Annotated in this window: 16 protein-coding genes and 1 tRNA gene; 8 read left to right on the top strand and 9 right to left on the bottom strand. The window is 26.8% G+C overall.

All coding sequences use genetic code 4. The features are described 5' to 3' along the window. Positions 1 to 5: 5 nt before the first annotated feature. The 3 genes from VBM89_RS01545 to VBM89_RS01555 are packed head-to-tail and all read right to left on the bottom strand — an operon-like array spanning position 6 to position 2,563. The gene (locus VBM89_RS01545) at positions 6 to 1,223 is read right to left on the bottom strand and encodes an MAG3720 family protein (RefSeq protein ID WP_323188556.1); all 1,218 of its coding nucleotides are present in this window, start codon (positions 1,221 to 1,223) and stop codon (positions 6 to 8) included. A gap of 10 nt (positions 1,224 to 1,233) precedes the next feature. After that, a complete protein-coding gene (gene rsmH / locus VBM89_RS01550; protein WP_323188557.1) occupies positions 1,234 to 2,142 on the bottom strand; it encodes a 16S rRNA (cytosine(1402)-N(4))-methyltransferase RsmH in 909 nt (302 codons plus the stop codon). Beyond that, complete coding sequence (locus tag VBM89_RS01555) at positions 2,129 to 2,563, bottom strand: division/cell wall cluster transcriptional repressor MraZ (protein ID WP_257089633.1); 435 nt, start codon at positions 2,561 to 2,563, stop codon at positions 2,129 to 2,131. Before VBM89_RS01555 ends, rsmH begins: the two co-directional genes overlap by 14 nt. 695 nt (positions 2,564 to 3,258) lie before the next feature. Between VBM89_RS01555 and VBM89_RS01560 the strand changes: the two genes are divergently transcribed. After that, entirely contained in the window at positions 3,259 to 4,887 is a 1,629-nt protein-coding gene (locus tag VBM89_RS01560) for an IS1634 family transposase (protein WP_323188558.1), read from the top strand. A gap of 164 nt (positions 4,888 to 5,051) precedes the next feature. On the opposite strand, the gene VBM89_RS01565 is transcribed toward VBM89_RS01560, so the two are convergent. After that, positions 5,052 to 6,263, bottom strand: coding sequence for a hypothetical protein (locus VBM89_RS01565; protein WP_323188559.1), 1,212 nt, complete (start codon positions 6,261 to 6,263; stop codon positions 5,052 to 5,054). Positions 6,264 to 6,430: 167 nt separating this feature from the next. On the opposite strand from VBM89_RS01565, the gene VBM89_RS01570 reads away from it, so the two are divergent. Both VBM89_RS01570 and VBM89_RS01575 read left to right on the top strand, forming a co-directional pair. Then, positions 6,431 to 7,618 carry a phosphopentomutase gene (locus VBM89_RS01570; protein ID WP_323188560.1) on the top strand — a complete coding sequence of 396 codons (1,188 nt, stop codon included), beginning with the start codon at positions 6,431 to 6,433 and terminating at the stop codon, positions 7,616 to 7,618. Positions 7,619 to 8,053: 435 nt separating this feature from the next. Then, positions 8,054 to 8,413, top strand: coding sequence for a hypothetical protein (locus tag VBM89_RS01575; RefSeq protein ID WP_323188561.1), 360 nt, complete (start codon positions 8,054 to 8,056; stop codon positions 8,411 to 8,413). A 613-nt stretch (positions 8,414 to 9,026) separates the two neighbouring features. On the opposite strand, the gene VBM89_RS01580 is transcribed toward VBM89_RS01575, so the two are convergent. The 5 genes from VBM89_RS01580 to VBM89_RS01600 all read right to left on the bottom strand — a co-directional run bounded on the left by VBM89_RS01580 (position 9,027) and on the right by VBM89_RS01600 (position 14,929). Beyond that, positions 9,027 to 9,365 carry a hypothetical protein gene (locus tag VBM89_RS01580; protein ID WP_323188562.1) on the bottom strand — a complete coding sequence of 113 codons (339 nt, stop codon included), beginning with the start codon at positions 9,363 to 9,365 and terminating at the stop codon, positions 9,027 to 9,029. Between the two features lie 457 nt (positions 9,366 to 9,822). After that, complete coding sequence (locus VBM89_RS01585; RefSeq protein WP_323188563.1) at positions 9,823 to 10,659, bottom strand: MAGa3780 family membrane protein; 837 nt, start codon at positions 10,657 to 10,659, stop codon at positions 9,823 to 9,825. A 70-nt stretch (positions 10,660 to 10,729) separates the two neighbouring features. After that, positions 10,730 to 13,204, bottom strand: a complete 2,475-nt coding sequence (locus VBM89_RS01590) for a DEAD/DEAH box helicase (protein ID WP_323188564.1) — start codon at positions 13,202 to 13,204, stop codon at positions 10,730 to 10,732. Between the two features lies 1 nt (position 13,205). Continuing rightward, complete coding sequence (locus tag VBM89_RS01595) at positions 13,206 to 14,612, bottom strand: site-specific DNA-methyltransferase (RefSeq protein WP_323188610.1); 1,407 nt, start codon at positions 14,610 to 14,612, stop codon at positions 13,206 to 13,208. Next, the gene (locus VBM89_RS01600) at positions 14,567 to 14,929 is read right to left on the bottom strand and encodes a hypothetical protein (RefSeq protein ID WP_323188565.1); all 363 of its coding nucleotides are present in this window, start codon (positions 14,927 to 14,929) and stop codon (positions 14,567 to 14,569) included. The genes VBM89_RS01595 and VBM89_RS01600 overlap by 46 nt, the downstream gene beginning before the upstream one ends. Before the next feature lie 124 nt (positions 14,930 to 15,053). Here VBM89_RS01600 and VBM89_RS01605 point away from each other — a divergent pair. The 5 genes from VBM89_RS01605 (at position 15,054) to VBM89_RS01625 (ending at position 22,891) form a co-directional block, all read left to right on the top strand. Continuing rightward, positions 15,054 to 15,130 (top strand) — tRNA-Arg (locus VBM89_RS01605). A 108-nt stretch (positions 15,131 to 15,238) separates the two neighbouring features. Beyond that, entirely contained in the window at positions 15,239 to 17,044 is a 1,806-nt protein-coding gene (locus tag VBM89_RS01610; RefSeq protein WP_323188566.1) for an ABC transporter ATP-binding protein, read from the top strand. 15 nt (positions 17,045 to 17,059) lie between these two features. Then, positions 17,060 to 18,937 (top strand): ABC transporter ATP-binding protein, encoded by a 1,878-nt coding sequence (locus VBM89_RS01615; protein WP_323188567.1) that lies wholly within the window; start codon positions 17,060 to 17,062, stop codon positions 18,935 to 18,937. Between the two features lie 203 nt (positions 18,938 to 19,140). Next, complete coding sequence (locus VBM89_RS01620; RefSeq protein WP_323188568.1) at positions 19,141 to 19,923, top strand: DNA methyltransferase; 783 nt, start codon at positions 19,141 to 19,143, stop codon at positions 19,921 to 19,923. Beyond that, the gene (locus VBM89_RS01625; protein ID WP_323188569.1) at positions 19,913 to 22,891 is read left to right on the top strand and encodes a DUF262 domain-containing protein; all 2,979 of its coding nucleotides are present in this window, start codon (positions 19,913 to 19,915) and stop codon (positions 22,889 to 22,891) included. The genes VBM89_RS01620 and VBM89_RS01625 overlap by 11 nt, the downstream gene beginning before the upstream one ends. Positions 22,892 to 23,065 lie beyond the last annotated feature (174 nt).

A 23,065-nucleotide genomic window follows, 5' to 3' on the forward strand; every position in this document is an offset into this window, starting at 1 on the left:
ACTCCTTATTTATGGTTAAAAAGGTTTGTAAAAATTCTTGCAAAGATATTTCTTTTTGATCTTGAATAATCTATTCTACTAATAATAGTGTTGTTTTGATCTTTTTCAATAAGCATATTGTTACTTTGTAAAATAGCTTGCTGAATTAATTTGTTTTCTAAAACAAATAAAGTAAAAGCGTTGTCAGCTAATAAATTTTGAACACGTAGCTGATTGAAATTGTTGCTAAATGATTCTTTTAAATCATTTGCGATAAATTCATTTTCTGAATTTACAATTAAGCTTTTTAAGTTTGGTAAATCTAAATGTTTTCTATTTAGATTGTAAAAATCTAAAACTAAGTTTGATAAGTGTTTTTTAAATTCATTGTATTTTGCTACAACAAATTTGTAAACTTCAGCATCTTCATCAAATCCATTTGAAAATTCATCTAATCTTGTGTGGTAATCAATCATATTGGCAACTAGTTGATTATTTACCTTAAGATGATTTGCTAATTTATTAACTAAGTAATTTAATGAAATATTGTCATATTTTTTGTAGTTGAAAATTTTTCCATTTTTAACTACAAAAAGTGATAAATAATTTTTGTTTAAGTCTACAGCAATGCTTTGAACAGCTGTATCTGTAATTTTACTTGCAACTAATTGTGACTTAAGATAGAAAGTAACTCTTAAGTTTGTTTCTGAATAAGGTTTAGTGAACATTTCTTTTAATGTTTCTAAGTTTGTTCTATCTAAACCTGTGTCAAATAATGAAAATACTTGACTAATTTTTGTGAACTCTCTATCTGTAGGTACATTTGCATATTCTTTGCTAATATCACCTTTAACTGTTGTTCAGTTAATTGTTGGTGAAGAGATGAAATTCTCTAAGTTTGAGAATTTAATGTGTTTTTGCATTAAGTTTTCAAGTGATTTCTCAACCTCTGAAGAGTTAATTAGATTCTTGTTATTATCTAATTGGTTGATAAATCTTGAAAATGATAAGTTTTCAAATAAATTGTCATCGAAAATTACATTTAACTCTAGCTCACTATCATTTACAACTGTTTTTGTTGCTACAGCAGCTTGCTGATATCACGCGTCAAAAGTTATAATGTCAAATGAGTTATATTCTGAAGTACGACTTAAAACATTGAAGTAATTATCATTTTGATATTTAACAAGTACAAATTCTGCATTTGTATCTGTTATATGATAGTTTGCTATGTACTTGCTCATAATTACTCCTTTATTTTAATTTTTTAATAATTCTTAGTTTTGCACTTCTTGATCTATTGTTTTCTTCAATTTCTTGCTTAGAAGCTTTGATTGATTTAGTTATAAATTCTTTTTGTTCTTGAATTGGCATTTTTGATGGTATTTTAGATTTGGTAACTTCTGCAAATGCGTTTTTTACCATTTTATCTTCGATAGAATGGAATGTAATAATGCTTAAAGTTCCGTTTGAACCTAACATACCAAGTGCATTTTCAAGTAATTGTTTTAATGAATCAAGTTCATTGTTAACTTCAATTCTGATTGCTTGAAAAATTGCTTTAGCTGGATTTTTTTCTCTAAGTAATGCAGCTGGATATGCACTTTTTATGACATTAACTAACTCTAATGTAGTATTAATTGGACGATTATTACAAATGGCCTTCGCAACTTTTTTATTAAGTTTTACATCAGCGTATTTTCATAATATATCAGCCAATTTATCTTCATCATAGTAGTTAACTACATAATAAGCATCAAGTTCTTGCGCTTGATTCATACGCATATCAAGTTTTGCGTCCTTGTTATATGAGAATCCACGTTCTGCTTGATCAATTTGTGGTGATGAAATTCCTAAGTCAGCAATAATCCCATTGACTTTAAAGATATTTTGTTCATGTAATTTTGAAACAAAATCTTTAAAGTCGCTTTTAATAAGTGTGAAATTATTACTTATTTTTTCAAGTCTTGCTTTTGATTGTTCTAAAGCATAATCATCTTTATCAAAAGCATATAAGTGACCTGTTGTTAGTTTTTTTAATATCTCTGATGAGTGACCACCCATTCCTACAGTTAAATCAACATAAATTCCATCTGGTTTTATGTCCAGTGAATCTACTGTTTCGTTTAATAGAACTGAATAATGTAATTTACTTTGTTCCATGACCTGAAAGAGTTTGAGCGATATTTGCTATATCATCAAGAGAGTATTGATTGTTGAATTCATCGTATTTTTCTTTTGATCATAGTTCAGCAATTGAACCTACACCAATGAAAATAACTTCTTTTTTGATGGATAGTTTGTCAATGATAATTTTTGGTAATGAGATACGGTTTTGATTATCAAGGTCGATTTCGTAAGTGTTTCCTAAAATGTATCTTGCGAGAATACGTGCATTTCTATCAAAACGATTATTTTCTTCAATCATTCTGATGTAAGCTTTGTATTCTTCGATTGATCTAATTTCAGCATTACCATCAAAACCGATGGTAACAAAAACTTTCGAACCGAGTTCATCTCTGAAGACCGGTGGAATGACCACACGGTTCTTATCATCTATGTTTCTTGAGTATTCGCCGTACATATTTACCACTTCCTCCCACTATCCACCATAATTCTACACCAAATTAGACAAGCATTTAAAAAATATTTATTTTTTTAGCAAAATTTTTTAGATTTTTCATAAATGTGAAAAATTCAAAAAATCAGACTTACTCAAAATCTTATTTTTTGAATTTTTGATAGTTTTTATGGAAAAAATGCACTTTTTCTATTTTTTACTAATTTAATAGATTAAATTAATTGAGACAAAATTGATGAAAATTAGTCAAAATTTGCAAATATTTAAACAATTAGTGGGATGAATTTTGAGAAAAAAATATTCAGCTTAATAATAAGTTGTGATTTTCATGAAAAAGTTGAAAAAACTCTGATAATTTGTCCGATTTTTCTCAATGAATTTAACTTGCTTTAAATGAATCATAAATAACTATTTTAAAAAGTTTGAAAAAGAAAGTTTAAGATGGTATTTTTTAATTTTTAATAAAAAAACCTGCGCAATAAAATTGTGCAGGACTTTAAATTATTATTAATTTGATGGAGCAGTTATTTGGTTTGAAGATGAGTTTGCAGCTTGTTGCTTTTTACGTTCTTCCCGAGTTTCCAAGTTTGACCTTTTTTAAGGGTCGTTTTTTAATCCATATATCTATAGATATATGAAGGAAAAGAAATTTTATTTTTTTACTTACATTACACACATAAAATGGTATAATAAAGAGTATGAAATACAACTTATGCAGAAAAAAACAAAACGGAAAATACTATTTAGTCTTAGCAATTTCAAAAGGTTTTAAAAAAGGTTATGGAAGCCAAGTAGGTTTAGGTTATTGAGAAGACTTAAAAGAAAAATACAATTTATCAAAAATTGAGGATATAAGACCGATTGCAGCTAAAATTGATGTTAATCTAGACAAAAAAGATGCTAAAGCACATTTTTTTGAACTATTAGCTCCAACTTCTGTAAAAACAAGTGTTCAAAATATTGGTATTGATTTGATTTACAAAGTGATTAAGGAACTGGATTTATTTAGCGTTTTAACGGAAAACAGAAATAAATCATTGGAAGAAGTTCTTGAATTTGTTATTGGGACTCGCATCATTTTGCCAAGAAGTTATTCTTCACAGTTTAAAAACAAGAATGACTTCATCAACAAAGTTGATGTACAAAAATCTTCAATTTACAACTATCTTGACACTGTTTTGGAGAATAAAAACGCAATTTTGAAAAATTTATTTAACAAAATGAATGAATTAACCAATAGAAAAAACAATATTATGCACTTTGACAACACAACTGTTTATTTTGAAAGTTTTACAAGGGAGGGAGTTAGACAAAGAGGATTTTCAAAAGACGGCAAGCATGATGAAGACCAAATTGTAATTGCTATGGCAGTTGATAGTAATGGTATTCCCCTTCACTATAAAGTTTTCCCAGGAAACACAGCAGATTGCAAAACAATGATTGATTTTCTTGTAGAAATGAAAAAACTTTATGGTATTTCGAATCCAGTAATTGTTGCTGATAGAGGTATAAATAACAATGCTAACTTACGTTTTTTAGAACAAAAAGGTTTTAGATATATTTTCCAAAAAAGAATTGACACATTAAATGAAGAAAGCAGAAGATTTATTGTGAAAGACAAAGACTATATGTTTGACAATCAAATCTTTTCAAAAGAAAGATACGTTGATTCGATTTGAAATAAGAAGAGATTTAATGGACAAATGAGAAAGCAAATTGTTTACTTTAGCCCTGCGAAACAAACACTTGATAAACTTAAAAGATTAAATTTCTTAACAAAAATAGACAAAAAATCAACAAATCGTGAAATTTGCTTAAGTGATCTTGTTCCTGAATATAAGAAAAAATATATGGATGTTGAAGGAAAAACAACAGCCAAATTAAATTATGAAAAGATCAGAAAAATAGCTGATCAAGATGGTTTTTATATGATTGAAACCAACATTATGGACTTAACAGCTGAAAAAGCAAACGAGATTTACAAGCAACAGTGAAAAGTTGAAGACAATTTTAGAATGTTAAAATCTGCCTTACAAATTAGACCGGTATATGTTCATAAAGAAAATCATATTTTAGCTCATGTTTTATTATGTTTTTTAGCATTAGTTACTATTAAATACTGTCTTTACAAGTTGAAAAAATATTACGAAAACAACGGCGAAATTCAGAGAATATCAATTGATTTATTAGTTGATTCATTAAGAATGATGACAATCACTAGAAAAGAAGTGAATGGTCAAATCGTTCAAGAAATAATTAATGATTTAGATCCACATCATCAGGAAAATATCAAAATTTATAGAGATTTTATAGCATGCATTGGTTAATTTTATGTGTGTAATTTTGAAACATAAAAAAACGAATATGTCTTATTTATAGGCATATTCGTTTTTTAGACCTTCAAACTTGGAAACTCGGGTTTAAGATGGTATTTTTTAATTTTTAATAAAAAAACCTGCGCAATAAAATTGTGCAGGACTTTAAATTATTATTAATTTGATGGAGCAGTTATTTGGTTTGAAGATGAGTTTGCAGCTTGTTGCTTTTTACGTTCTTCTTCTTTTCTTTTTGCAACTAATTCATTGATTTTGTTATCTAAGTAATTATCTATTTGACGAACATATTCATTAGTTTGAAAATCAATTCTACCATCATAGTATGGAGTTAAATCAATCTCTTTAAGTGACACCTTAGATAATTGAACACTCATTTCCCTATATTTATCTAAAGGTTTTTTGATGATGTTATCCTTGATCATATTTGTATGTTCACCATTTAACAACTCATTGAATTCATATGTCTTGTAGAATGAAGAATAAATTTTTCTAACAATATCATTAATTAAATAATTTACAACTGAAATCATATTTAAGTTGTAGTTCAGAATGAATTTAATCTTTTCAACAATAGGTGCATATTCAGCTTCTTTTGGATTATTAATTAATGAAGCTGAATATAAATTAGCTTGATTTAACAACATATTGTTGTATTCATTAAATTTTTCTTGTTCATCTTTCTTTTGTAAGTCTTTAAGAATTTTGTGTGAATATTTCTTTTGCTTAATTTCTTCATTAATTCGATCAAATTGAGCTTTGTTTTCAGGATTATTAGCGAAAACTGCATCAATGTTCTCTTGATTATTTAAAAATTTAGAAACAACATAAAGGTTATTTGCAATGTTATTGATTAACTCTGTTGATTTTGAACTTTCAATATTTGTATTTACATATTCATTTATTAAATCACTAACTTCAGTAACATAGTTTCATTCTCTTGGATTTATACCGTAAATATATAAATAAAGTCCTAGAACAGGAAACTCATCAGATCTTGCTAAAGTTGGTACCTTTCTAAAAAGATCTGCTTGTGTATTAACTTGATTAATTTTGGCTTTAATTGTAGCTGTTCATTTTTCATATTCAATAGCAGCAAATGTTTCACCCTCATCTCTTTTTTTAGCTAATCTTTCTTTAACAACTTTATATGAATCATTTGCATTTTGCACAGCTTTTAATAAGTAGAATAACTCAGTTTGGTTTTCATTATTCACTTTATTTTCAAGATATTTTGCAAGTTCATCAAATCTAGAAACTTGATATTCGAAGTCATCTACTGAACCACAAGAAACTGATGCAACAATAGGAAAAGCAACAACTGGAGTTGCTAATAATGATAAAAATAATTTATTTTTCTTTTTTAACATAATTTTAAATTGTATATTATTTGAAATTTAATTTAAATAAATTAAAGTTTTGATTGCTAATATTAAAAATATGATTTAAGTAAAATAAAATAGATAAATAAAATTAAAAAAGGAATAAAATATAAGCATATTTCATTATTACAGTTTTTTATATAAGGAGATTAAATATGGCTAAATTTAAACGTGTTTTTATGATTGTTACAGATGGTTTAGGAATTGGACCAGATAAAGATCAAAAACGTTTTGGAGATGATGGTGCAAACTCAATTAGATCTGCATCAATGGTTGATGAATTCAAAATTGACACTTGAAGAAAATTAGGTATCGGAAACATTACAGACTTAAATGGTGACTACAGACAAAAAAACCAAATAGGTTATGTTGCTAAAATCCAAGAAGTTTCAAATGCTAAAGATACATTAGCAGGGCACTGAGAAATGATGGGAATTAAAACATTAGTTCCATTTCCTACATTTGCAGAAAACGGATTCCCACAAGAATTAATCGACGAATTATCAAAAGCATTTGATGGACGTCCAATTGTTGGAAACAAAGCTGCATCAGGAACAGATATTATTAACGAATTAGCACATGAAGAAAAAGAACGTGGAGCAATCATTGTTTATACATCAAATGACTCAGTTCTTCAAATTTGTGCTCATGAAGAATGAACAGGTTTAGATAACTTATACAAATATGCAAAAGCTGCACGTGAAATTTGTTCATCACGTCCAGAATGAAACGTAGGTAGAATTATTGCTCGTCCATACATTGGAGAAGAGGGTAACTACACAAGAACATTCAACAGACATGACTACGCAAACCAACCACGTGAAATGATTTTAAATGAATTACAAAAAGCAGGTGTTGAAGTTATTTCTATCGGTAAAATTAACGACATTTTCGTTGGACAAGGTATCTCAAGACACATTCCATCTGGTTCAGATGAAAAAGGAATGGATGCTACAATTGAATTAGCTATGCAAGATGGAGAAAATCAATTTATCTTCACAAACTTAGTTCAATTCGACTCACACTTTGGACACAGAAGAAATGTTCGTGGATACGCACAAAACATTGCTGACTTAGACGTTAAATTAGGAAAATTAATCAACGTTCTTAAAGAAGATGATTTATTAATCATGACAAGTGACCACGGAAACGACCCTCTTTACCCTGGGTTCAACCACACAAGAGAATACTTACCACTTACAGTTTACTCTAAATCATTCAAATCACCAAAAGTGTTACCAGCCCTTGAAGGGTTAGGAACAACAGGAAACATCGTTGCTAGAAACTTTGGTGTTGATATTGTTACTGAAACAGGTGAAGATATTTTCGACAAATTAGTATAGTATTTATTCAACTCATCAAGCTTATGCTTGATGTTTTTTTATTCCAAAATTTATCTAAATTACAATTAAATATGTAAATTTTTCACACTGAATTGAAGTTTTTATGTTTTTCTTTCCATTTTTTTTTTTTTTTTTAAAATAAGGGTTAGAAAGTGTGAAATTATTTAGATCATAAGACCAAAAAATACACAAGAATATAACATTCCATTCTCCACAACTCAATTATTCATTTTGTTTAGATTTAAAAAAACTGATTTTCATCAAACGCACATCTAATTAATTAATCTAACAATTATTAATTATTAAAGTTAATCTCAACTAATTGAATATAAATATTTTTCTAAGTTTCACAAGTAATCAATTGAGCTAAAATAATTTCATTCTTTCTAAATGTTAATATTTAAATTTAAAAATTACACAAAAGGATTAAAAAATATGCAAAAGAAATTTTTATCAGTACCTATATTAGTATTATCAATTTTATTTCAAATTTTAATCTTTGTTTTAATGGGATTACTTGTATCAGCAGGTGTAGCTGTAGCTACAGCTTCATCAACTGGTGCTGGCCTTGAAGATCCAGCCACTGTTGGATTTGTTGGTGCCAGTGTAGGTGTGATCCTTGTTTCACTTTTAATGAGCGCAATTGGTTTAGCTTTATTTATTATGCAAATCATTGCTGCTGTTAGAATTAAGGATGAAAATAAAACAATTATGGCTTTATATATCGTTGGATTTTTCGTCCCAATTTGTACTTTAATTGCAGCAGGTATGGCTATTCACAAAAAATTATACTAATATTAAATTTATAAAATCAAATAGAAAAATAGAGAATAATACAAAAGTTCTCTATTTTTAATCTAACTGTTTTCAAAATTAGAAAATCCACATTAAAAACTAAGGAATTGATTCAAATTTATGTAATTCATAGCAAAAAGTGTAAATTTTTCACATTTTTTCACATTAAATCAAAGTTTTTTAACTTTCTCTTTGCTTTTTTTTTTTTTTTAGAATAAGTAGTGGGAGGAATAAAACAATTAAAAATAATATTCTAATATCTATCATATTACCAAGATTTTTCTAGTTTATTACTTACAATAAATTACCATTTGTTCTTTTTAATATTTTATTGATTCGTTTTTATGATGGTAGTGTTATCTAACAATCACAGTAATTAAAAAATAATAACTTCATTATAAATTCAATAATGTAATGTTTCGAAAAGTTACTTCTAATGTACAATAATCAGTAATTTCTTTTCGTTATGTATGATTATTAAATTCAATATTTATATATTTAAGGATAGATGTATGTAATTTAGTTCAATGTTTTAAGTGATTCAATAATAAATAATTAGTTTTACTCCTTCTAAATCTAAAAGTTTCTATTTAAACAAACTTTATAAAAAGGGTTACTTCAATATGCAGAAGAATTTTTTATCAATTCCAATATTAGTTTTATCCATTTTAACAATGGTATTTTTTATAGCATATGGATTAATATCTACTTTTGCTGCCGTTCTATTCAGTGATACCAATAGTTCTGGAGGTCAGTTACCGATTATCATTATGAAAGCTAATGTAACCTTAACTCTATTACCTGCTGCAGCTATGGCGTTTTCATTATTTGTTATGTGCATTGTAGATGCAGTTAGAATTTCTGAATGAAATAAAGCAACTATGGTGTTATACACTATTGGTGTATGTATACCCCCTCTTTTACTATTGCTTTCATTCATCGGTTCAATCATAGCCATTGCTAAAAAGCAATATTAATATTAAAATTTATAAACTTAATATCAAAAATAGAGAGCAGTAAAATACTCTCTATTTTTGATTCTTTGTTTTTCTATAAATAAACTAATTATTACTAATAAATTAGAATACTGCGAATTTTTTCTATTTTATATATGAAATTTTAACGATTTTGCAAATAACAAAAATACTTATAATTATTGCATGCGTTAGATTCGAGAATGTTGGTAATGAAATCTTTGCTTTATACATAGTTAGCTTTTTCATTCCATTTTGTACTGAAGCTGCTGTAATGTTAACTTATCGAAGAGGATTGGTAAAATATAATCAATTTAGTAAATAAAATAATTAAATAGAGAATTTAACAAAATTATCTATTTTTTTCTTTTATTACTTAATGCAAGTCTCAAAAATAAAAACATCACATATAAATTTGTGATGTTTCAGATACTGTTAACGTCTAATTCAATCTACTTTTTGAGATGTTTTGGTTGCAAATTTAATTCTCAATGTCTTCACTCATAAATAACCTATTGCTGGAGTTAAAACAAATCCAACTCCAAAAATAACAAAGTTTAATAAACATACAATAGCTACATTTCCACCTTTATAAAATAAAGGTTCACGGAAGTTTAAGAAACCATATATAGTCATATCAAGTTCTCTTGTTAATCTATTTCCATTCTTAAGTTCTACATCTTTAAATTGATCATAAATCGGTGTTGACATAAAAAATGTGATTAAAGCAAAGAAGTAGTAACCTAACATTGTTATAACACTTAAATAAATAGTTTTCTTTGAAATTTGAATTTCTTTACGATTTATGATTAAAATCACAAATCCTAAAATTGGTGACACTGCGTGGATTATAAATGTGTTTAAAAAGTAAAGTGGTTTAAATTCTTTTAATTCAGGTGCAAAGATTAAAGTTCAATATATTAAGAATGTAATTGAAATGTAAATAATTGACAAAAAGAATGTTTGTTGTGCTTTATGATTTTTAATTTTTAATACAAATATAACTGCAGATATTGCTAAAAATGTATTACTAAGCCACGTGAATGTTAAATTAACTCTTCAAAATGATTGAAGCATTTTGTAACCGTGAATACTTGATGTATTTAAAATTTCATATTTAGCTTCATTTGATAGTTTTGCCAATTCTTGTGAAATTTTTGTTGAAGTTAAATGTCAGCTTATTAGCGTCGCTAATATGACAACAAATACAATACCTATTGCTAAAAAGAATGATATTTTTTGTCTTGTTGTTTTTAAAGTTTTTATTTTCATGGTTTTTATTATACAAAATAAGAAAGACAATTAGATTTTTGTCTTTCTTAATTATGAATTAAAAGTTAATTTAATCAGCAAATTTATCGCTTATAAGAAAATCCAGAACATTTTTGAGTCTTAAGTCATCATTAGTTTTATTTTTTTCAATATAGTCATTTATTTTCTTAATTGAACTTGCTCCTGATATTTGACATTTAATTTTTGAAGCAAAGTTTTCTTGACCTTCAAACATTTTTTTGCTATCACCGACTCTTAAAACTATCATTGTTAAATCATCTTTGTATAGTCTGTGATTTTCACCAATTGTAAATGGGTAATTTGAATATGCTTCTTGAATAGCTTTCGTCTTGTCTTCTCTTGGGTCATTTGTTAAATGTTTAATTTCAATAAAAATTTGATGATTATCAATTTTTAAAATAAAGTCAGGTTTTGATTGATGAATTTCTGTTACCCCATCATCATACTTTGCGTATTCAAAACCAACTTTTCCTGCTACCGGTAGTTTTGTTCAGATTTTAACATTTAAGTTCTCTCGAACATCAATTAATTTAATTAGTTCTTTTACAACGTTCTGCTCAGGTTTTGAATCTAAATAAATTATTTCATCGCCATCTTCCAAATCTTTATAATCTTTATTCTCATTTCTATCTAGTATTTGATAAGCATTTTTAAGTTCTGGACGATCACTTACTATTGCTCTAATTGTTTTTGTTTCTATTTCATTCTTTGTATCATTTAATACTTTTAAAATTCTATATTGTTCAGGAAGCGTAATTCCTTCTTTTAAAACATAAGCATTTTTAGACAAAGGTTTTAAGTTATTTTTATATATTTGCATTAATGACAATTGAATATTTTGAATATAAAATTTGTCTGAAACATTAAATCAGTAAGGATTAAAAACAAAATAGTAGAACATATCATCACTGTATTTAAAATTTAGTTTTTCTTTTATAGCTTGGAGTTTGTGTATTAAATTTTCATTTAATAGATTCTTAAACTTTTTATTTTTTATATTAAAAATATATTTTCTTAAATCAATTTGGTTATTTATATAACTTTTAATATTTAATACATCTTTTGAGTTTTTATCTGAATCTTGAATTAATTTTTCACAATTATCAACATAATCATAAAATTGCTTTAAATATTTATCTCATTTAAAATTGTCTAAAAATTCGTTAATTTCATCATCATATTTATTTTTAAGGAATTCTTTTTCTTTTTTTTCATTTGTGATTATCCGTAATTCACCTGAATAAAATCTTTCTTCCTTGTATTGATTCTTTAAGACATATGAACAATAATTATCAAGTGTTTTTACATCCTTAAAAGAAACGATTCAGTAATATTTACCAATTCAATCACCATTAATTTTCCCTATTTCAGGAACAGGGTTTCTTTTAATTCTTCCAATTGTTTGAATCTCCAAACTTTCAGAACTAATATTTCTTAATTGAACTAACATACAAGCTCTAGGGATATCTCACCCAACAGTTGGTCCTATTTTGAAAATAATTACATCGTATAAAGAATTACTTTTAGAAAGATTATTTAATGTGATTTCTTCACCTATTAAGTCTGATCTTTCACCATCTTTCTTATCTGCAAAATATGTAGCTACTTTTAATCCATATTTTTTAGTTACTTTAATAATATTTTCATAAGCTTCATCTCATAATTTTGCTTTTTCTGCATCTTTCGGTTTGTTATCAACTTGAACAAGCATTGCTGGCCTAACTTTTGCCAAATGATTTTTGTTTGTTGGGTCATTGTATTTTGGTTGAATTTCATTAACGAATATTTTACAAGCTTCTTCTAAAATACCTACGTTATCTACATCTTCATTAAATGTTGGTGTTATTAAATTAGTTTTTAATAAACTTACATTTATATCATTTTCAATTTCTTCACTTCGCACTCTGACTATCTGAATATCAGAATTATATTGCTCATATTTAGGTGTGGCTGTCATTGTTAGAGTAAAGTCTACGTAGTTTGCGACAATTTCATTCAATGATCTTTCGAATTCATTATTAGTCTTACTTGCCATACCAATATGTGCTTCATCACGTATAAATACAATTTTTGCTCCATATTTATCTCGTGCTTCCTGCAGAAAGTCTTTGAAAATTCCCCTTTCAGACATTATTCTGTTTTTTCCAAAAGTTTGAGTTCCTACAATATATACTTTGTTGTTCACAAAATTGATAAAAATTTCAGAATCTTTGGTATCTTTTTGACTATTAGATGGGGATTCATAATATTCAACTGGAAAATCATTTGTTAAGAAATATTTATATTCTCTAAATTTGTTTTCCAACTGTCTTGGTAATTCAGCGGTTGAGATAGTTGCAAAAATAAATATTACTTTCTCATTTTTATTTTCTTGAATTTTGACAATATTGTCAATAATATTAGCAACCATAAATGTTTTTCCAGAACCTGTTGGTGCTCATAATAAAGCATTTTTAGAATTTTGCTCTTGATAAATTGTCACAACTTGGTTAACAGCATTTTGTTGTGTTGATGTTAATTTCATATTAATCCTTTTTAATTACATATAGTTGTCTAATTAAATTTAAAATTTCATCTTCATTTATTAGTTTAGATGTTTTTGTAAAGTACTGGATTTCTTCTTTTATTTTCTTCAAAATAAAATCAACTCTATTTTCCTTTTTGAAATCTATATTTTCGTATTTAATCTCAAAAATATTTAAATCTTTCCCATATGGTTTATTCTTTTTAAGTCAATCAAAAGTTTCTTTTTGAGTTCCTTCACCATTGTTTATTCTATATAGACGCTCATATGTTATAGTGTCTGCAATATTGTTCTCATTATTTGTTATTAATGTATAAGTTCTAGCTCCACCATCTTGTCTATTAAGTTCTAAGACAGCGTGCCCGGTGGTACCTGAACCAGCAAAAAAGTCTAATACACGAGCATTTTTATTAGGATGCAATTTAATTAAATACTCTATTAAACTTGTTGGTTTAGGATAATTGAATGGAACTTTATTAAGATCACTAAAAATAGCTTTTAATTCTCTTGTTCCTTGTGCATTATTAGCAAATTGAATTAAATCTTTTGGTTTAGTATTTTTAACACCATCAATATCGACAGTCTCATATTCAAAAATTTGATATCCATTTTTCGTTTTTTGAATAACAAAGAGATCTTTTTCCCATCTATCATGAAATGTTTCTTCTTTAATTCTTCATCTACCTAATTCCTCTTTTCTAATTGTAGGAAGAATAGCTGAATACCCTTGATTAATAAGGTCATTATCTAAAGAGTAAACATCTTCAAATTTTGAACCACTAGCAATATTGTCTTTTTTGTAATTACTTGAAGTTTTAATATCTTTAGTCTTTTCATTGTAATAAATTACATACCCCATATTTGGTCTTTGATATAAAAACTCTTCATTTCCACCTTTTTGTAGGTTAGAACCTTTTCGCTCGTATCTATTTCATTTTTCATTAAATGATCATTGTGAAACTTCTATATTTTGTTCATCGTTTGTTAATAATAGCCTATCTTTCATTTTTGCATATGCATGAACGTACTCTGTTGTATTGGCTATAAATTTATTATCACTATCTCCACCTGGGTTTTTAACATATTTAAATGTTGTAATAAAATTACTTTCACCAAATATTTCATCCATTAAAACTTTTAAATATGCTTGTTCATTGTCGTCAATCGACACAAAAATCATCCCATCATCTTTAATGAGATCTTTTGCTATTTTAAGTCTGTCATTCATTAAATTTAATCAACCAGAACGTGAAAATTTATCATTGTAAATAAATTTTGAACTCGTTGAATCGCCATTCCCATCTTCTTTTGTTGCATCTGTATTGTATGGAGGGTCAATATAGACAACATCGAAGTTATGTTCTAAGCCGTCTCTCTCTCTCTCTCTGAGAGCATTAAGTTCTTTAATCCATCAATGTTATCTCCAATGATTAAAGAGTTAAAGTTTGTTTTAGTTTCATCAACATTAAAACTTCTTTTTGTATCTATTTCTAAGTAAGAAATCTTCTTATTGTCTATCTGTGGTGCCACATCAAATGTGAATCCTGTTTTTACTCTTGATAATAAAAATTGAATAATCGGCTCCACCAACTCAATATTATTTTCTGAAATTGATTCAATAATTGTCTTAATCAATTTCTTTTGATTTTCATTTAAAACGTTGCTTGATTTTTTATCAATTTCATCGTTTCATTGTTGCAAGTATTGTTCTTTTGTAAATTGCATTTTTCCTCCATAATTTTGTTTATAATTAAAATTATATTACTATTAACTATGCAAGTGGCTCAATAAATAAAATTAAATTTTTATTCTTTGAATTAACAAAAATAATGTAAAATAGTTTTAGCGTGGTCGCGTAGCTCAGCTGGATAGAGCACGAGCCTTCTAAGCTTGTGGTCGGAGGTTCGAATCCTCTCGTGATCGCCATTTTTTTTATACCTTTTTTGACCCTTATAAATAATTGAAGATATAAAAATTAAAAATATATATAATGTATGCATTATATATAGGACAAATTAATGAAAGGAGTAAGTTATGTATAAGATGTTTAAAATTTTGCCATTTAACATTAAAATGAGATTTTTTATTGGTATCATTATTGTTATTTTAAATGTTGCTTGCACAATGATTTTGCCAATTGTGCTTAGTCAATTCTTACCTTTACTTACAAAAGGTAGTCAAGAAATATACACGATTACAATTTTTAAGAACTTACAATTGTATGAATCATCAAGCTGAACTAATGCATTTGTATTCTTATTAATTTCAATCTTAGTATTACTTGCACTTACAGCAATAACTGCTATAGCTTCAACTATGATAATCATCGGAGCTGGCGAGAGAGCTTCGAACTTTTATAGAAATGCTTTATTTGCTAAATATCAAAAACTTAGTCTTAAAGATATTTCTAATTTAACAACCGAAAGTTTAATAACAAGAATTAATGATGATGTTGCTGTCTTTTGAGATTTCTTAGTCGGTGCATCAACATCACTTGTTAAAGCGCCATTATTTATTGTTGTTGGATTAGTATTTGCTTTTGCAACAGATTTAGAATTCACTTACTCAATTTTAGCAGTTATACCTTTACTTCTTTTTGTTATGGTATTTATATTCATTAAGGTAAACCCTAAACTTAAACAAAACAGAAAAAATCTTGATGCAATTACAAAAGAAGTTGACGAAACTGTAAATGGTGCTAGATTTATAAAAGCAAATAATTTACAAGAACAACAAAAAAGAAAATTCAATTACGCTAATAATCAATGAGTAAAAACTGAAAAGAATATTTTTAAATTCTTTGCAATCGGAACGCCTGCATTCTTTGGAATTGTTAACTTTATTGTTGTCTTAATTTACGCAATAGGAAAAGTTAAATTAGACCAAAATACAAGCATTAATGGTGAGTTTATCGCAAAGATTAATGTGTTCATCGAATATGAATTTGTTATAGCTGGTGGAATTATTTTATTCTCACAATTCTTAGGTTCAATGTTTAGAGCAAAAATTAGTTCAGGTAGAATAGTTCAAGTTTTAGATGCTAAATATGATGATTTATTTGTTCCAAATGGAAAAATAATTTCACAAACTAATGATGTAACTGACTATTCGGTTGAATTTAAAAATGTTAACTTCAAATACTTTGATACAGCTAAAGATTATGCGATTAAAAACATTAACTTCAAAATTCCAGGTGGTAAAACTTTAGGAATTATCGGACCAACTGGTTCAGGTAAAAGTACAATTGTTAACTTACTTGTTAACAATATGAAATACACCCAAGAAAACGGAAATATCTTAATTAATGGTATTGAAGTTAGAGACATCAATACACATAACTTACATAAGAACGTAGCTATTGTTTATCAAGATGCACTTTTATATTCAGGGACAATTAAATCAAACGTTTTATTCGCTAAACCTGATGCAACTAATGAAGAACTTCAAAAAGCTCTTGTAGGATCTTGTGCAAGAAACTTTATTCAGACATTCGAAGATAGAGAAAATCACAAAGTCGAACAAAAAGGTAAAAACTTAAGTGGTGGTCAAAAGCAAAGAATCTCAATCGCAAGAAGTTTAATTATTGACCCTAAAATCTTAATTTTAGATGACTCAACTTCTGCTCTTGACAACTTAACCACAAAGCAACTTATTAAAAATATTAAAGAAAATTACTCTTGTACAACAATTATTATTTCTCAGAAAATTAACTCAATCAAGCACGCTGATAATATTTTAGTTCTTGAAAATGGAAAAATTCTTGACCAAGGAACTCACGAACAATTACTTAAATCTTGTCAATGATATAAAGATGTAGCAACTAACCAATTAGATCAATAGAAAGGAGAAGTAAATATGTCTGATTTAAGAGAAGAACAAAAAGAAATAGCTCAAGATTTACAAGCTAATGACCAAGTTAAAGTCTTTAAAACACTTAAACAATTACTTTCATACTTTTGTAGAAGTAAAAAAATATTATTTGTTGCTCTTTTATTTTCATTACTCAACTCTATTTTCTATATCATTGGTAGTTTCTTAATTGGAATAATCGTACAAATCTTCTTTGAACCTTATCTTAATTCACAAATAACTTACCCTGATAAATTTAATTTAACTAACTTTATATTAATGCTATCTGCACTTACACTTACATTTATCTTGTACGGTATTTGTAGATATGTAGAACAAAGGTTATATATCAAACTATCTTTTGAAGCTGGTGCAACACTTAGAAAAGAACTGCTTGAAAAGATATTAAAAATGCCTGTTAGTTTTTATGATAAAAACAAAACAGGAGACTTGATATCAACTTTAATTGTTGATGTTAACAATACAGCTAACTCATTATTCCAAATGATGACGCAAGTTGTAACAAGTATATTCAACATTTGTATAACAATCATTGTACTTATGTTAGTTTCATCACTTCTTACATTAATTGTTTTACCTGTTACACTGATTTTATTTGGATTAGTTTTCTTACTAATTAAAAAATCACAACCTTACTTTGTTAAAGTGCAAAACTCATTCGGGAGACTTAACGCTTTTGTTGAAGAAATGTTAACAAATACAAAAGTAACTAACTCATTTGATAGACAAGCATATGTTTATAGTGAACTTGAAAAAATCACATACGATATTAGAAAAAGTGCTTACAAAGGTGATGTAATTGCTAAATTATTTGATATCTGATATACACTTATAGCAAACTTTGTTATCTTACTTATCTCAGGTCTTGCTGCAATCTTTTATTTCAAACAAATACCTGTTTGAAACTTAATCGGACTTGGAGTTGACCAAAACGGAAATGCAACACCTGCATTTATTATCTTATTCATTTCACTTAATTGAAACTTTATGGGACCATTCCAAAACATCTTATCAAGTGCATTTAATGCACAAATTGGAATTGCATCTTCATCAAGAATTTTCAAACTTTTAGAAATTGCTGAACCTGATACATCAAATCAAACAATTGATATTAACTCAATTAAAGGACACGTTCAATTTGATAATGTATATTTCAAATACAATCCAGATAAGTTAGAATATCAACTAAAAGCAGCTTCATTCGATATTAAACCAGGTCAAGTTGTTGCGATTGTCGGTCCAACTGGTGCTGGTAAAACTACAATCATTTCTCTTTTATCTAAATATTATGATTACACTAAGGGTTCGATTAAAATTGATGGAAATGAACTTAGAAACATCAAAACAGATAAATTAAGAGATCATATGACAATTGTGCTTCAAGATTCGTTCTTATTTAATGAATCAATTAAAGATAACCTTAAAATGACAAATCCGAATGCAACTGATGAACAAATCATTCAAGCTGCTGAAATGACACATGCCCATCATTTTATTATGAATATGCCTCAAGGTTATGATACAATGATCGAAAACAATGGTGCTAACTTATCACAAGGTCAAAGACAACTTCTTTCATTGACTAGAACAATTCTTTCGAATAAAAACTTACTTATTTTAGATGAGGCCACTTCAAACATTGATTCAGCAACAGAACAAATTGTTCAAAAAGCTATGTGAGAGTTAATGAAAAATAAAACAACATTTGTTATTGCTCACCGTTTAAGTACAATTAAAAATGCTGATGTTATTATAGTTGTTAATAATGGGCTTATTATTGAAAAAGGAACTCATAAAGAGTTATTAGATAAAAAAGGTTTCTACCATCAACTATATACATCACAATTTGAATTCGAAAATTAAGACAAATTTGCAAGCTATACGCTTGCTTTTTTTATGCTTTTGAAACATTGACTCTATTTCATTAATTTTTATAAAAGTAAGTAAAATACATAAATTTTCAATATCATTTTTTACTTTTTCTATTCATATATAGATGTAAAAGATGTTTTCGATATATATATATATATATATATATATATAATCAACTTATTATGGAGAAAGTATTGAAAAAATTAGTTATTTGAGCTCTATATGATGATGCAGAAAGTTCATATAAAAATGCAATTAAGGAACATTGAAATAACGAAAAATATGATTTAGAAGTTCATAGTGTCGGAATTAACGACATATCATTTCCAAAAAGCGATAAATACTTCTATCATAGAATTGATTTATCTATTACAAACTTTAATTTAATTTCTCAATTAAAACAATTACCTACACCAGACATAATATTAGCATCTCCACCATGCGAAAGCTGATCTGGAGCAGATTGTAATGGGAAAATGTTTAGAAAAATCGATAGAGACGGAAACTGAGTTGTTAAAAATTCAAGATTTTATGATGAATACAACAAAACTTGCCATCCGGTTAAAAGAAGATACTTTGAACAAAAAGAAAGAGGAAGAATTTTAGGTGAAGCAACTGTTGGTGGAACAATCGAAATAATTAGAACATTCAAACCAAAAGTCTGAGTTGTCGAAAACCCTGCTACATCAAAGACTTGAGAATTTCAAAAAAATCACTGAGATTTTATGGGATTTGAAAATAAATCAACTTATTCAGCATATGATAGTAGATTCTCTTTAAAACCCACAATATTTAAATCAAACATTAAGTTACATTTAATTTCTAAGTCAGAAAAGAGAGCTGAAAAAAGCAAACATATGTCACATGGTTCTTATGCTCAAAGAAGCAAAATCCCACATCAATTAATAATTGATATGGTTAATCAAATTGTTCACTACATTGATAAAGATAAAAAAGAAGGTCGTGATGGAAGATAAAATTAAAGTTAAATTCTGAAAAATTGGTACAGCGATGATTCGCTATCTTGATCAATTAAAAGACAACGTTAATGAGATTTGAAATAAATTAGATTATGAAAGTGTAAGTAAAAACAAATTAATCTTTAAAATATATCCTGAAAGAAATGAAATAAATGTTAATGATATTGAATTTACATTGTACAGATCAAAAAGTAAATCATCAAATGTCTCTAATAGTACAATTGACCAATATTTAAGAATTGTATATTTTCTTTTCAAAAAGGAATTTAATATTAATAAATCATTAAATAGTACATCAAAATATTATGAAGTCACTTTAGATTTTAAAAAACTTAAAGATAAAATCACTGAACTTTATAAAATTTCGCTTGAGATACTAAATGAATTTATCCAAAACGAACTTATGGAAACTGAATTTGTCGATTTCGATGATTCAGAACAAAGCTTTTGACTTTCTTTTGTATTCTCACAATATCAATATATGAAATTTGTTAATTCAGATTCTGAAAATAAAAAATTTGATAATAGACTTTATTATTTTTATATACATAATTACTCAGAATTTCTTTCAGAAAATGAGTCAAATGAACTTTTTAATGCATTAAAAAACTTTATTTCAAATATTGATAAAAGTCCATCAATTGAATTCGACTTTCCATATTCTCAATTCATTTGCAAGATTAAACAAAATGAAGTTAAAATTAATGAAAATAAAGAATGTTTAGACACATTAATCGAAAAAGTCAATGCATCCTTAGAAGATAAATTTCAAAATCTAGTTATAAATAATGAGACTCAACAATTAAAAACCTCTTATTCAAAATTAGCATCAATAAGAGATTATGTTCAAATGCTTCTCGAAACAATAAAATTTGAATTACCTCCTTATCAAAGAGAGTATGTTTGAAAATTCGACAATATTAAAGAGTTACTTGATAGATTATTTAGTACTCACTCAAATAAAAATTACTATTTAAACAACGTTATTTTCTATAAACTACAAGATAACGAATACTCACTTTTAGACGGTCAACAAAGAACATTAACTATTTCAATTATTGTTTTATGTTTATGAAAAGTAACAATGGGTCAAATGTATTTCAAAATTGATCCATCACGCCCAAAAAACGAATGAAGCGAGCAATTAACTGAAGTGCTAAATAAATACAAAGGATTGTCATTCATATTTTGACACGCATATAATTTGATTAAACACCATCGTAACAAACCTCATTTATCTGTTTATGAAAGTTCAAACAATTATGAACATTTGAAGAATATAGGACAACTAATTAACAAGGTTGATGATAACATTTTTAGAGAAATCGAGAATTACATTATAGCTTATGCGCTTGATATTCATGGTGATTTAAATTTATCTAAGCTTAATGATTTTGCGACCAGATTTTTAGATAGCTCATATCTTACGGTCACTATTGTTGATAAAATTAATCCTGAAGAATTATTTGAAACACTTAACTCTACAGGTGTGCAATTAACTAATTTCGAATTATTTATAAACTTTGTCTATTACAAACTCATAGACTTAAAATCTAAAGATTCTTCATTTCTCACAAATGAATTTAAAGATGAGTCTGTTGTAATTGATGATATAAGAAAAAAACTTTTTGACAAATATATTCCTACGAAATCAGAAGACAAAGATAATAAGAAAATAGATAAATTCAATGATCATTTTAACGATTTTACTGAACATATATACTTTAGAATTGTGAATCTTAGAAGTTTAAAATGTGAAAACAACCGTTGTCTCATTAAATCAAACCAAGAATGTAGTTATTTTGATGATAATGCCGAAAAGATTGAATCAATTCATAAAAATAATAATAAAAAGGATAGAATCAATCAACAAAAGCTTCAATTTGTATTTGATTATCTATGTCATTCAAAAAATAATATTGAAAAAGTTCTTCAAGCATTTTATAAATACTTTGCAATTTTTATCTATTTAACGTTACCTGAAGAAAATAGGACATTGCCATACTTCCAAAACGTTAAAGAATTAACAGGATTTAAAGAAGAAAATTCATTATTTAAATTCATGTTGAGAATTTGTAAATTGGATGTTACAAAATCAATACTTTGAGATATTCTAGAAAACAATAATTACTTTTGCGCTAGAAAAAATGATGACAAATCGAATAACATAATCAAGGAAAATATAATAAAAAATTATCTTCTATATTTAGAAAAATCTATTTTAGTTTGAAAATTACTTGATTTCAAGGGGCAATCAATGACTGAAGTGTTCAAATCACTTCTTCTTAACATAAATTTAAATCAAGCAAAAACTATAGATTATTCTAAGAGGTTTAAAAATGTTATTAGAAATAACAAATTCTTCTATATAGACGATATTAGATTGAATAACTTGAAATCAATCATAAGTAGCAAATTTTCAAGCACAGATGATAGTGGCAATAGCAAAAATATATACATTAAAATTTTTCTAGCAAGAGTTAATTACTATTTAAAAAACAATATGTCAATGCTTCCTAATATGAAATTGAATCAATCTCTTGATTGAAATCAATTTTTAGATTCTTGCGATTTAGAACACAATATAGCAAAGGAATCTAAAATTCAAAACAAATTAGAAGCTGCAAAATGAGATGAAGTTAAAGCTTATATTTTTAAGATGGGTAATTTATCATTACTAGAAGAGAGTGAAAATAGGAAAAAAAGCAATGATGCAAATATAACTTATAGATCACAAAATGACAATAATTACACAGAACACGGTTATACAGATGTTAATGGTAAATGCATTTTAAATAGCTCTGAATGAACAACAAAGTGAATTAATCAAGTTGATAAAAATAACTCAAAAGAATCAGTTAATGAAAACATACATAAGTCACTTAAGAATATTGATGAAAAAACAAATCAATACATTGAATTATTCACTAAAATGTATCTAGAAAATGATGAAACAAAACTATAACTATTCACACCTTCACAAGCTTTTACGCTTGTGATTTTTATATCCAAAATACTACTAGATAAAAAAATTGACACCCTAAACCAAAACCATATCTTTGATATGGTTTTTTCTTTTTTCTTGTAAAAAAAATCACAAGCAAAAACCTGTGATTGAATCGTAAAAAGGGAATATTAC

It is taken from the genome of Mycoplasma sp. 1199, assembly GCF_034863365.1.
In the GTDB taxonomy this organism is placed as follows: domain Bacteria; phylum Bacillota_I; class Bacilli_A; order Mycoplasmatales; family Metamycoplasmataceae; genus Mycoplasmopsis.